Origin of the sequence: Glaciecola siphonariae (assembly GCF_042652645.1) — a bacterium.
Classification (GTDB): Bacteria; Pseudomonadota; Gammaproteobacteria; order Enterobacterales; family Alteromonadaceae; genus Glaciecola; species Glaciecola siphonariae.
Genome location: NZ_JBHSGU010000002.1, coordinates 101,148 through 114,085 on the forward strand (window position 1 = coordinate 101,148; position 12,938 = coordinate 114,085).

Below are 12,938 nucleotides of genomic sequence, written 5' to 3' on the forward strand. Positions count from 1 at the left end.
TTATTTGATTCTATCAAGCATACGGCGAAAGAGGGCGTGCAGACCAGTTCAGTTAGATGAGTGTTTTATTGTTAGCTTGCGCTGTTTGATGATGAGCGCTGTGGCAATAATCGCCACGCCTACGCTCAACGCAAAGCTGCTGTTGCCGCCGAGTAAAAAGCCTATTGAATAGGCTGGCGTGCACAAGGCAAGGGTCCATAAGTATAGAGACTTAAATTGACCGAGTAGTAAATACAGTGGAAATACCAAGCTGTAAAAAAACAAAAACGTTTTATATATCGTTTCTTCCAGCGCAATCTCTACCCATTGAGTGATGACGTTGTTTGCAAAAAACACGATGCCGGCAGCCACAAGCGTAATGGCGGCAAGGCTTGTCATCATCGTGACAGGTTTTGACAGTTGGCTAAGGCGAAGTTGGCTTACATGTGCGCTGATAGTAAACGCCGTTTGCATCATCAAAAAAGCAACGACCGGATAAATAATCTGAGCAGGTATCGCTTGTTTAAAGAATACCTCGCCTAAACTACCCGCATAAAAAAACACAAATATGAGCAGACTTAAGAACATGACGCCGAAGCCCAACATAAAGCTCGCGCGCGGGTGGGTGCTGTTTTTGTAAGCCTTATGAAAGCTTATGTCTAGGTAGGGTGATAAAATAAAGCCAATCGCCAAAGGAAGTAATGCGTGAGGCCAATATGCTTTGGCGGCAATGTCTACGGCCGGCCAATCGCGGCCAAAAAAATCAACAAACAACACAATTGAGACAACATAAATAGCCACCGCCCATGCCGTAATTGCGCCTTTGCTTATGTAAAACAGGCTTGCAAGCGCGAACATGCCAGCAATTATCCAAGGTTGCCCAATTACTGCGCTTAGCCACGTTATGAAGAAGACTTGATAGGCAATTGTGACAAATGAAAACCATTTAATCGCGTGCTTATGGCTTTGTTCAAATTCGCTTTGCTGGCTTCGGTGTTTAAAATAAAACCCCATTGCCATGGCCCCGCCCACGTTAAAAATAGTAAAGGCAAGTAAGGCGGGCCACCCGTAGTCGCGAGCTAATATTAAGGGCAAAAATCCGCCAAGACACCAAAGCCATGAGCATGCTAAGTATGCGGCATTGCTGAGCGTATTACCCATAGTGGTATGTCAACTTAGTTGCCTATTGGCCACATATGAAAACTAATCGTGCCAGCGCCTATGCGCCGCGTTGCTTTTTCTTTGTTGGTTCTGAACACTTTAATGGTCATGTCTATATTGAACTTACCGCCGGCTTGGATTTTTTTACGAAGCTCGTCTACATCCACAAAAGCTTTATACATAATCGCGTCGAGACTCGGCAGCAAAAATCGATAATTAAGCGAGGTGCATACCATGCGATACTCTCCTTTGCTTAACATAAACAGGTAAGAGCCCGCGGCGAGTTCAGAGTTGCCCAAAATTGCACCGCCCGCCATGGTACCGTACCAATTTTGGTTCATGCGCCGTTTGGGTAAAATTGCGTAATAGTCATCTTCAACAAAGTTTAGTTTAAGGCCGCTCTTGTGAACAAAGGGCATAAAAAAGAAACTAAGCAACTTGTTGAAAAAACGACTCTTTATCGATAAACGATTAAAGTACTTTTCTAACTTGGGTGTTAAGGGTATTGCCATCGAAAACCTAAATACTAAACAACATCAGTAAAAAACAAGAACAAAAACTATGAATCAAATTAAGAAAAAATTTGCGGCGCGAAGTGTAACAGAACCCAGCGCATAAGTAGAGCATGTATACACGTTGTTGGTAGGGTATTGGCACACGGCAAACACCTGCGCTGAACTGCATACAAGCTCATCGATTTTTATTTTGACTGGTATCGCTGTCACCCTCTGCCGCAGGCGGCATTTGTATGCGCGCGGTTTCAATTAAATGTTGGTTACGGGTGCGCTCCATGACTTTAACTCGATGATGAATAGCTACCTTTGCCAAGACATGTGCCGTTACCGGCGCGGTAATGACTAAAAACAGGGTAATGAGTAGCTCATTTACACTGAAGTGTCCTCGATTAAAGTACATGTACACCATAGAGCCAAGAAGGATACCGCCAAGACCAAGAGTGGTGGCTTTAGTCGGTGCGTGTAAACGCACATAGAGGTCTTGTAAACGCAGCAGCCCGATAGAGCCTACCAATACAAACACACCGCCTATTAATAGGAGCGCAGATATAGCCAATTCAACGGAAAAACTCATGTCGTGCTCCTATTCTATAATGTCGCCGCGCAGCAAATACTTGCCAAACGCTACACTACTAACAAAACCAAGCATGGCAATGAGCAGCGCCGCCTCAAAGTACAAGGGAGTCTCACTGTGAATGCCATATATCAAGATGAGCGCAATGCTATTTATATACATCGTGTCGAGCGCTAAAATGCGGTCTACCACATGAGGGCCTATGAGCAGTCGCCATAAATTCAATACCAAGGCTATACAAATCATGGCTGCAACAATCGTTACCGTCGTGTCTAACATCCGAAAATCTCCTTAACACGCGACTCGTAGCGCTGTTTAATTAAGTCAATCACCTCTTGCTCATCGTCTGGCATGTTGAGCACGTGCACGTATAACCATTTATAATCGCTCGATACTTCTGTGCTAACAGTGCCCGGTGTCATGGTTACCGTGCTGGCTAAAATCGTAATAGGCAGTACGTCTGTTAAATCAAGCGGTACGGCAACAAAGCCTGGTTTTATTCGCTTCATTGGGCCAACCACCAAAACAGCGACTTCAATATTGGCCACCACAATATCTTTCAACACGATTAAGGTGTAGGTAATAAGCTTTAGCGGCTTTTTAAACTTTGCATGCGGTTTGCGAAGTGGCGCGCAAATAATCGGTATGACAATGGCGAGGACTGAGCCGAGAATAATGTGCCCTAAGCTCATAGTGGTATTAAGCATCAGCCATACAATTAACAGCAACAAGCTATGCATTGGCATAGGGAATAAGCGAGTGATCATGCTCATTTTGCGCCCTCTTTTAACTGCAATATGTTGATCAAATAGTCGATATTGTGCATCTGCTCGGCAGCTTGGTTTGTGTAATTGAGGATGCTTGCGCCAAACAAAGCGAGCATTGGCGAGGCAATCAGGAGCAGTAAGGCACCAGAGAGCTGCCACTTAGACACGTTTTTTGTATCGTCGTTATCTTGCCCTGGCGGCGAGCGCCAAAACAAGGTAGTACCCGCTCGCGATAGCGCGATAATCGTCATTAAGCTCGATAACAATATCAACGACCATACCCACAATCTGTGGTCGCCAGCAGCCGCCGATTGCAATATAACAAGCTTGCCTAAAAATCCAGAAAACGGGGGCAGGCCGGCAATTGCCATGGCCACAACAATAAACAAAATGCCCATTAAGGTTTGTTGCTTAATTTTACGCGCAATAACAAAGTAGTCGAGGGCTTTACCGCGTTGCTCACCAATCATATCGGCAATTAAAAACAGCGCGGCACTCACTAAAGTACTGTGAATCAAGTAATAGAAGCCTGCGGCGCTTGCCTCGGGTGTTCTTATCGCAAATGCAATAAGCAATGTGCCTACCGATACAATAACTAAGTTGCCTGCTAGTGCGCGAAGATTGGGGCTGGCAAGTGCGCCAATGGTGCCGGCAACAATCGATAAAATCGCAAGTGGCCATATCCATGGCTCAATCATGCCTGCGAGATCGCCTGCGCTCTCGCCATATATCACCGTGTAAACACGGAAAATGCAGTAAACGCCGACTTTGGTCATTATGGCAAAGAGCGCTGCCACTGGTGCGGTGGCAGCAGCGTAGGTTTGCGGTAACCAAAAGTGCAGTGGGAGCATGGCCGATTTAAGACCAAACACAATTAGCATCAGCGAGCCACCGGCTTGTGCAATGAGCTTATCGCCGGCTGATAGTTCAGGGATTCGAAGCGCCATATCGCCAATATTTAAGGTGCCGGTGATGCCATAAAGCGTGCCTAGCGCAAATAAGAATATGCTTGAGCCAATGAGGTTTAAAATGACGTAGTGCACGCTTGCAGCTGTTTTTTGTTTGCCGCCGCCATGAATAAGCAGGGCGTATGATGCAATGAGCAACACTTCAAAAAACACAAACAGGTTAAACAAGTCGTTCGTTAAAAACGCGCCATAGATGCCCAAAAGCTGAAACTGAATCAGCGGATGAAAATACTTTCCGCCTCGGTCTGCGCCTGCAAAGGAATACATGGTTACGCATACGCCCAAAAAGCTTGTGAGTGCAATCAGCATTGCGGCGAGTTGGTCAACATACAAAATAATGCCGTACGGGGGTTGCCAGTCGCCCACCGCGTACATTAAGGCGCCGTTTTGTAATACGCTCGCTATAAGCGCTGCCGAACAAACAAGCTGCAAGAGCGTTAATATTAAAGCTGCTGCTCGTCGACGCTGAAATCGGTCTGGTCCAGCGAAAGGCGGCAAAAGCATCATTAACCCGCCCAACATCGGAATTAAAATAGGAAGTATGGCTAAGTGAACAATCATGCTTTGCCACCTTTAGGTTTTACGCGCTTACTAGTATCGGGTGGATCTCTGCCGTCTACTAAATCATTGCCTAGGTCTGCTCGGGCACGAATAGCCAAAATAACTACGAACGCTATCATTGCAAAGCCAATCACGATGGCGGTAAGCGTCAGTGCTTGCGGCAGAGGATCGGCATAAGTATCTGCCATGCCGAGTATAGCAGCGCCATCAAGACTGAGTCTGCCCGACGAAAACAAGAACAAATTCACGGCGTATGAGAGCATAGTTAAGCCCACAACTATTGAGAACGTGCGTCCACGTAAACACAAAAACACGCCGCAAAAGGTCAAAACACCTACACAAATTACGTATACCGTTTCCATTATTCCTCCGGAGTCGGGCGGTGAACTGAAGTAAGCTTACCCAGATTCGCCAAAATGAGTAAGGTTGCACCTACTACGGTTAGATACACGCCTAAATCAAATATTAAGGCGCTAGCAAGTTCAATTTCGCCAATAAACGGAATGTCAAAATAATCAAACCATGTTGTCATAAACGGCCGGTCAAAGAACCAACTGCCAATGCCGGTGAGGGTTGCAATAAGCACGCCCAGCGCAATCAAAGTTTGATAGTCAACCTTGATGCGTGGTTTTACCCAATCAACACCATGCGCGATATATTGTTGGATAAGTGCCACAGAGGTAATCAAGCCTGCAATAAATCCACCGCCAGGCATGTTGTGGCCGCGTAAAAAGATATAAAAAGATACTAATAGGGCCAAGGGCAGTAAGCTCTGAGAAATCATGCCCAAAATTGGCGGGTGGCGGTCTTGCGACCAAGCCAATCCGTTTTCATTTGCCGATGGCATCGACAGGCGAACCCGAGCAAGGAGTTTAAAGATACCTAACGCAGCAATACCTAGAACCAAAATTTCGCCAAGGGTATCAAAGCCCCTGAAATCAACCAAAATAACGTTAACGGCGTTTGTACCGCCCCCGCCAGTTTTACTATTGGCCAAGTAAAAATCTGAAATGCTATTGAGGGGCTGCGTGATAAATGCGTAGTTAATCGTGGCGACTATTCCGCCCACTGCCGCGGCAATCCCCAAGTCTCTTACCACGCGAGAGGGAGCCGATTCAGGCGCCGTTTTTTGTGGCAAAAAGAACAAGGCCAGCATCAACAAAATAACTGTGACAACTTCAACAGCCAGTTGCGTTAGCGCTAGGTCGGGTGCTGAAAAACGCGCAAAAGCCACTGACACTATCAAACCTACCACTGAAATAGATATCAGCGCTATCATCCGCTTACGATGATAAATCATGGTAGCAAGTGCGCTTAAGCACAAAATAACGGCTGCGGTAATCTCAACACCGCTTATCGCCTGATTCGGTAAGTGCAGTGCCGCCGTATGCAGATTTAACAAGGGCAGGGCAGTTATAACAATAGTGAAAATTAAAAGCACGGCGACATAGCGCTGTAAAGAACCATTGCTAAAGTACTCATGAACCTTGCCTGCGCTTGCCACTAGTGCTTGAATTGCACCCTCAAAAATGAGTTTTTCGTCTGGCTCTCTAAACTGCGCTTGAAAGCGATACAAATGACTTCGATACGCATAGACAATTAATCCGCCACCAATGGCGATTGCGCTCATCAATAGAGGCAGATTAAAACCATGCCAAATAGACAGGCTATAGTAAGGGAGTTCGGTCATCAGCACTGACGATGAGGCGCTGGCGAGCAAATCGCCAACCATCACATTCGGAAAAATACCCACGAGTAAACACAGGGCTACTAAAATTTCGATGGGCACCTTCATGTAACGAGGTGGCTCATGAGGCGTTTTGGGCAAATCTATAGGGTCTCCATTGAAGAACACATCGTGAATAAACCGCATGGAATAGGCTACTGCAAAAATGCCGGCCAGCGTGGCGAGCACCGGGATCATCCACGATAAAAATCCAAGCGCGGAAGAATGCAATGTTTCCGCTAAAAACATTTCTTTTGATAAAAAGCCATTGAACAATGGGACGCCAGCCATAGACGCTGCGGCGACCATCGCGAGGGTGGCTGTGTAGGGCATAAAGCGCCACAGGCCATTGAGTTTGCGCATGTCTCTGGAGCCTGATTCATGGTCGATGATACCAGCGGCCATAAATAACGACGCTTTGAATACAGCATGATTCATTATATGGAACAGCGCTGCAACGGCTGCAAGCTTGGTATCGAGCCCCAGGAGCAAGGTTATTAAACCAAGGTGACTAATGGTGGAGTAAGCCAGTAAGCCTTTAAGGTCGTGTTTAAACAAGGCTATGTACGCACCAATCAGCAGGGTGATTAAGCCTGTCATACTGACAATTAAGAACCACATTTCAGTACCTGAAAGCACAGGGTACATGCGGGCCAGTAAGAAAATACCTGCTTTAACCATGGTGGCTGAATGCAGATAAGCACTTACAGGAGTGGGTGCCGCCATTGCGTGAGGTAACCAAAAATGGAAAGGAAACTGTGCTGATTTGGTGAATGCGCCGAGTAAAATTAAAATCAAGGCTACCGGATAAAGCGCGTGCTCCCTTATTAAGTCGCCACTCGCTAAAATGGTGCTAAGTTCGTAACTGCCAACCATATCTGCTACCAGCAACAATCCGGCTAACAGTGCTAAACCACCAGCGCCAGTAACGGTCAGGGCCATGCGCGCGCCTTTGCGCGACTCCGATTTGCTCGACCAAAAGCTAATCAATAAAAAGGAGCTGATGCTGGTGACTTCCCACGCCATCCACATTTGCAGTACGTTGTTTGATAGCACAATCGACAGCATCGCTGTCATAAACAGAATCAAATACGCGAAGAATCGTCCTACGGCTTCTTTTTCAGATAGATAGTAGCGAGCGTATAGAATAATAAGCAGGCCAATGCCCAATATGAGCAAAGAAAACATGAGCGACAGACCGTCTAAGCGCATGGACAGCGTGAGCCCGATAGACGGGATCCATTCTAAATATTCGGTGACCGTACCCCCAGCCAATACGCTAGGGACAAGCGTTATGATGTAAATGAGTGCGACGGCGGGGGCCAGCATAGTACATAGAGTGTTCGCAGTGCGTCCGAAACGTTCGGTCATCACTGGAACTAACACACCAATCAGTAAGATTGCTGTAATCCAAAATAAGCTCATGTTTTACTGTGCTCCAATTCTTTTTTTACGCTTTTCAAGCACTTTGCGGTGACCTAGACCTTAATGAAAATCGCGAGGTAAAGTCCAGTATTTATTTCAATTTTTGCCGCAACTTAACGCTACTTTAACAGGTTTTTTCTTCGCTATTACTAGTTATCGTACAAAAACCTAAAAAGCATAGACTTAAGCCAAGTTTTTGATCAAGTTGACAAAATTATAGTCTAGTTCATTTATTCACGCCGTAGTAAATCTCGTCGAAAAGACTCAGTTTTTTCTACATTCAATGTTGTGATCTTTTTTGGGCGAAGCATCACGTCTAGAGGGTTTCGTCGGCAAATTTTAATCCCTCTTTGCAAGGTAGAGTCAAAGCTAATCTTGCTTTTACTTTTGCTTTAAATAATTGATCAATCTTATTCATTGCATGATTTAACAAGTTCTCTACCGAAGAACAGTTATATCGCGGGTGCGTCTTCGATAATATGACCTGGCTCTCACAAAACGCCTATAGATTATTAAGCGTGCAGGCGAGATGCTAATTGGCTATGTTTTCATCAAGTGTTGTTTAACACCAAAAGTTCAGCACTAATAAATAACAATTTAGCTTTGTGGATAATTTGACTAACAGGAAACTTCGTTTGAAAGCGTCAAAATCATGGATGATTTTGTCGAGTGCCCATGGATGGGCTCACAGCCTTTTCAAACGAAGTCTCCTGCTGGTTAATACAAAGTTTTGTTAGACAACACTTGATGGGAACATAGCCGTACTATTAAAACGATTTTTATTGGAGAACATCATGGATGAATTAAAACTTTCTCAAACTGAACAGGTAAGCGGTGGCCGAACTTTCTTTAAACCAGAAATACTGTTGACGCATGTCTTTATCGAGACCCCAAGTTTTGAGTATAAAGGTTATGCCGAGCCAGTGCCCGAGCCAATCCACCTGCGTTAATGTGTGCATAAACACAAACTTGCATAAACAAATAGAGCGCATCTCGGTGCGCTTTACTTGTTCAATACCTAATCATATCTACTGTAAATATGCTTAATTAGGTATGTTTTTTGATATCAAAGTACATAAAATTGCACAGCTTTTAACCTTTCGCTTTTGCTCAGCAAAGAGTAAACTTAACAGAGTCGGTTGACCTATGCTGTATGAATTTTGCTCACTCCATGTACATTATTTATGCTGCATCGACGTTATTTTATGTAGATGACTACACTTCATAACGATTCTTTGCCTAAATAGCGTACAAACTGCCGCAAAATCATACAGCAAAGGTCAACAGACCCTAATACATAGGCGACCGATGATAATAATAAAGCCCTATTAATGACATCTCATAGCAACACCCTTGCTTGCTCTTGATTTCATTTTTAAAACTCAGGTTGTTAGATTTATGTAACTCGCCATGTAGTTTTTTATTAGTAATGTCCATAATAAAAACGCTGATTTAAAAGGTGTTCAGCACTTTAGGATATAGCAAAAATTACCATACATAGGGTGAGTTAAGATTAAACAGCTATCACTAATTAATAGAAGTCCAGACAATGCAGTGCTGTTAGTGATTAGTGGCGGCATCACGCTCGGCATTTTACCTTTCGCAATTTTGCGCATGATGCAGCAAGATTGGGCGATTGCTGCGATGAATTTAGGTATCGTTTTGGGTACCTCATTTGTTTTTATTCATTTACTCATCACCAAGAACGCTAAGGTCGCAAGAGGCACAATTGCGGTGTTAACAATTTTAGCGATGAGCACCACAATCTTCCTGAAGGGTGCTGAAAATGTACACTGGGTATATCCAGCGCTAACTACAACCTTCTTTTTATTATCGCCCAAGCGAGCTGCATGGCTCACTTCCGTCTTTTTGCTGTTGGTTATTGGCATGATATGGACGCAGGTCGACTTTTTATATTTGCTAACCTTTACAATTTCCGCTGGGGCAACGTTTCTTTTTTCCTTCGCATTTTCAAAGCGTATGCACAAACAAGCCATATTTTTAGAACACCTAGCCACCACTGACGCACTTACCGGCGTTGGCAATAGACGCCGCTTAGAAGAAAAATTATTAGAAATTACCCGTAAGATAAGACGATACCCTCAGCAAACATGTTCTTTAGTCTTTTTTGATTTAGACTACTTTAAGCGCATCAACGATACCCATGGTCACGGCTGTGGCGATTTAGTTTTGCAGCGATTTGCTGAGGTGATGACAAGCAATATTCGAGATGTAGATAGTTTTTACCGTTTAGGCGGAGAAGAGTTTGTCTTGGTGCTTGAAAATACAGACTTATTTGCTGCAAAAGCCCTAGCAAAAAAATTGGGGGCTCAAGTCGAAAGGACGAAGTGGCATTTAGACGAATTGAAAATTACCACTTCCGCCGGTATCGCTCAATACGATCCAAAAGAGAGCTCATACGACTGGATGCAGCGTGCCGACGAGGCTTTATACAGAGCTAAAGATGCAGGGCGCAATCGCTTTATTACCAGCAACGACTATTCTACGTCTTAACTATTTTACGTCTTAAGTATATTACGTCTTAAGAACAGTCTGCGCACTTTCGCTTTACAGCGCCTTTTTAGTAGGCATGATCACATTAGCAAAAATTAAACCTGCCACCAGCGACATAAATATCACGAAGGTTTCCTGACCAATATGGTCGGTCTTCATAAAGTCTTGTCCCGATACAAAGGAGTTCAAGCTGATATAAGTTTTAGACCCTGGCACCAGTACAATTAAACCTTGCATTAAAACAATGGTGGCGGGCGCATTAGCAAGCCTTGTAAACAAATTGGCAAACACGCCTACTGCGAAAGCGCCCACAAAAGTGCCTAAGCCAAACTCTAAATATTTCGATGCCCAGTATGTGCCAAAGTAACCAATGAAGCCGCACATGATGGCCCAAGGGGCATGTTTTATGCGCAATTTAAAAATTACGACCAAGGCTGAACACAAGGTAAGAACGGCTATCCATACCGCCCATTTAGGCGCAGCTTCGGTGGGGACTAGGGCTACCTCACTAAATAACCAAAAACCAATTGCAATACCTAGAAATGCGCCAAAATAGAGTTTGAAAAGTTGCATCAAGGCGTCCATCACCCGAGCTGTACCAGACACTAAATTACGGGAAGAGAGTTCTGCTAATCCAATTGTTAAGGCCAGGCCGGGTATGAAGATAATAATAGATGATAAGACAACAAGCCTAATGTTGATGTCGGGGTCAAACAAGCTGCTGATTGCGCATGCACATATACCGGCAACCAAGGCAACGGCGGGTTCCAGCATAAGCGATACCCGCTTACTCTTGGTTGACCAAAAGTAAATAAGATGCATCACCAGACCAATGCATCCCGCAGCAACGGCATCATCAAAACTAGAGCCCATTACTAGCGCAAACGAGCCGGTTGAAATGCCGTAGGCAAAAAACTCCACAATAGGATGATAAAAGCCGGGTAGCGCATCTATTCGAGACAGCTCTTTATCGGCCTCTTCAAGGCTTAAGGAGCCCGTAAGCAAGCGGTTAACGAGCTCATCGGTACGTGAGAGTGACCCGAGGTCAATATCGCCGGGCTGCACGCGAGCAGCATGATTGTATTCGTCTTCATGCTTGTCGCTCCAAATGACAAAGGTCAGCGACGTGGGCGTTGATATAAAGCCAGCGTTTACACCAAGATATGTCGCAACCTCAGATAAGTGCGCTTCGAGTCTAAATGCAGGTGTACCGTACTTATGCAACATTTTGCCAAGCTTTACGATGAACTTGCGTATTTGAATAAATTCTTGCTTTTCCACAGTTGCCCTAAAAATTACAACGCCGATAATGTGGCGATAGATGTTACGCGATAATACATCTTGATGAATAAGTGCGCGATTATAGAGACATCAAGGCCTGAGCGATATCATAATTTGCAAGGATTTTACTGGCGCCGTTTAATTTGACTAAAGCCTTAGGCATACCGTAGACAACGCAGGTTTCTTCCGACTCAGCAATGGTAGTGGCACCTGCTGTATGCGCTTTAGCCATTGATTCGGCTCCGTCATTGCCCATGCCGGTGAGCTGCACATAACAAACGCCCGTTGGCTGAATGCTCTTTATTGCCGACTCAACTAACAAGGTAATGCTCGGCTTCCATATATGATGTGATTCGTCAGCGTTAGGGCGTCCGTATAAATACCCTGATTTTCGATATACCTGAACATTTGCATCGCCTTGAGCAACATAGGCGTGACCGGGCTGTAGACGCGTATCGGTGCTTAGCTCTTCAACTTTAAGTTGAGACAGTTTGTTAAGCCTTGCAGCAAACACTTTGGTGAAGCGCGAGGGCATATGTTGAGCGATGACGATGGGGTAGGGGTAATTAGCTGGCAGTTTAGGAATAATTTCTTGTAGGCTACCAGGCCCACCCGTAGACACACCAACCACAATCAACTCAATAGATGCTTTTGCCGACGAAGCGCCTCCCTGCAAAGTACTTTTGGCCATAGAACTGACCTGCGAAGATGCTAAGTTCTGCTTGATAGTACTTGTAGTTTGTATTTTTGCAGCGGCTACAGCGCTTGGCTGCTTGCTTTTGGTGGACAGCTTTTTTAAACGCCGTACATCGATTTTACTGGCGTTAACGACTTTACTCACTAGCATATATTTAGTGCGATTTAAGGTAAGCGATACAGAGCCGTGGGGCTTAGCAACGTAATCAACGGCGCCTAAATCAAGGGCTTTTAGCGTTTCAGATGCATTTTTTTGTGTTAACGACGACACCATCACCACGGGCAGGGGGTGAGTCTTCATAATTTGCGCTAGGCACTCAAGTCCGTCCATCACCGGCATATTAATATCTAGCGTAATCACATCGGGTTGAAACCGGGCTATTTTTTCTAAGCATTCAACGCCGTTAGCTGCAGTATCTGTAATGATCCCATGCTCTACCAAGGCGGCGCAGATATGACTTCGCATCAGCGAAGAGTCGTCTACCACTAATGCTTTTATTTTGGGCTTGTTGAGCATGATGTCCTTGTATTTATTTGCCTATATGTAAGTAATCGGTTGAATGCGCCAAACTATGAGTTAAATCGCTTTATAATTGTATACATAGATAAATACACATAAATGTAAGAGGACTCAGTAGCGAAGAATGAAACGTACAGAATATGATAAAAACGCAATAAAAAAGGCGCCTATTCTATCGCTAGAGTAAGCGCCATTTTTGCTTTGTCTGCCAGGGTTTTTAAATTAGCACTCCTGCGAGTCACAATGGCAAG

12 protein-coding genes are annotated in these 12,938 nt (G+C 44.7%); 2 read left to right on the forward strand and 10 right to left on the reverse strand.

The features are described 5' to 3' along the window. Nucleotides 1-48: 48 nt before the first annotated feature. From ACFO4O_RS01885 to ACFO4O_RS01920, 8 genes are all read right to left on the reverse strand, one after another. Complete coding sequence (locus ACFO4O_RS01885) at nucleotides 49-1,140, reverse strand: hypothetical protein (protein ID WP_382405595.1); 1,092 nt, start codon at nucleotides 1,138-1,140, stop codon at nucleotides 49-51. A 14-nt stretch (nucleotides 1,141-1,154) separates the two neighbouring features. After that, a complete protein-coding gene (locus ACFO4O_RS01890) occupies nucleotides 1,155-1,652 on the reverse strand; it encodes a hypothetical protein (protein WP_382405596.1) in 498 nt (165 codons plus the stop codon). Nucleotides 1,653-1,830: 178 nt separating this feature from the next. Further along, nucleotides 1,831-2,229, reverse strand: coding sequence for a Na+/H+ antiporter subunit G (locus tag ACFO4O_RS01895; protein ID WP_382405597.1), 399 nt, complete (start codon nucleotides 2,227-2,229; stop codon nucleotides 1,831-1,833). Nucleotides 2,230-2,238: 9 nt separating this feature from the next. Then, a complete protein-coding gene (locus tag ACFO4O_RS01900) occupies nucleotides 2,239-2,508 on the reverse strand; it encodes a K+/H+ antiporter subunit F (protein WP_382405598.1) in 270 nt (89 codons plus the stop codon). Next, nucleotides 2,502-3,002: a Na+/H+ antiporter subunit E gene (locus ACFO4O_RS01905; RefSeq protein WP_382405599.1), complete on the reverse strand. Its 501-nt coding sequence runs from the start codon at nucleotides 3,000-3,002 to the stop codon at nucleotides 2,502-2,504. Before ACFO4O_RS01905 ends, ACFO4O_RS01900 begins: the two co-directional genes overlap by 7 nt. Then, nucleotides 2,999-4,525 carry a monovalent cation/H+ antiporter subunit D gene (locus ACFO4O_RS01910; protein ID WP_382405600.1) on the reverse strand — a complete coding sequence of 509 codons (1,527 nt, stop codon included), beginning with the start codon at nucleotides 4,523-4,525 and terminating at the stop codon, nucleotides 2,999-3,001. Before ACFO4O_RS01910 ends, ACFO4O_RS01905 begins: the two co-directional genes overlap by 4 nt. Next, entirely contained in the window at nucleotides 4,522-4,887 is a 366-nt protein-coding gene (locus ACFO4O_RS01915; protein WP_382405602.1) for a Na+/H+ antiporter subunit C, read from the reverse strand. The genes ACFO4O_RS01910 and ACFO4O_RS01915 overlap by 4 nt, the downstream gene beginning before the upstream one ends. After that, nucleotides 4,887-7,676 carry a monovalent cation/H+ antiporter subunit A gene (locus ACFO4O_RS01920; protein WP_382405604.1) on the reverse strand — a complete coding sequence of 930 codons (2,790 nt, stop codon included), beginning with the start codon at nucleotides 7,674-7,676 and terminating at the stop codon, nucleotides 4,887-4,889. The genes ACFO4O_RS01915 and ACFO4O_RS01920 overlap by 1 nt, the downstream gene beginning before the upstream one ends. Nucleotides 7,677-8,470: 794 nt before the next feature. On the opposite strand from ACFO4O_RS01920, the gene ACFO4O_RS01925 reads away from it, so the two are divergent. Continuing rightward, nucleotides 8,471-8,626, forward strand: coding sequence for a hypothetical protein (locus ACFO4O_RS01925; RefSeq protein WP_382405606.1), 156 nt, complete (start codon nucleotides 8,471-8,473; stop codon nucleotides 8,624-8,626). 604 nt (nucleotides 8,627-9,230) lie between these two features. Next, a complete protein-coding gene (locus tag ACFO4O_RS01930; RefSeq protein WP_382405607.1) occupies nucleotides 9,231-10,190 on the forward strand; it encodes a GGDEF domain-containing protein in 960 nt (319 codons plus the stop codon). A gap of 54 nt (nucleotides 10,191-10,244) precedes the next feature. Here the strand turns inward: ACFO4O_RS01930 and ACFO4O_RS01935 are convergent, their stop codons facing one another. Continuing rightward, nucleotides 10,245-11,471: a threonine/serine exporter family protein gene (locus ACFO4O_RS01935; protein ID WP_382405608.1), complete on the reverse strand. Its 1,227-nt coding sequence runs from the start codon at nucleotides 11,469-11,471 to the stop codon at nucleotides 10,245-10,247. Nucleotides 11,472-11,550: 79 nt separating this feature from the next. Next, the gene (gene cheB, locus ACFO4O_RS01940; RefSeq protein WP_382405610.1) at nucleotides 11,551-12,684 is read right to left on the reverse strand and encodes a chemotaxis-specific protein-glutamate methyltransferase CheB; all 1,134 of its coding nucleotides are present in this window, start codon (nucleotides 12,682-12,684) and stop codon (nucleotides 11,551-11,553) included. Nucleotides 12,685-12,938: the final 254 nt, after the last annotated feature.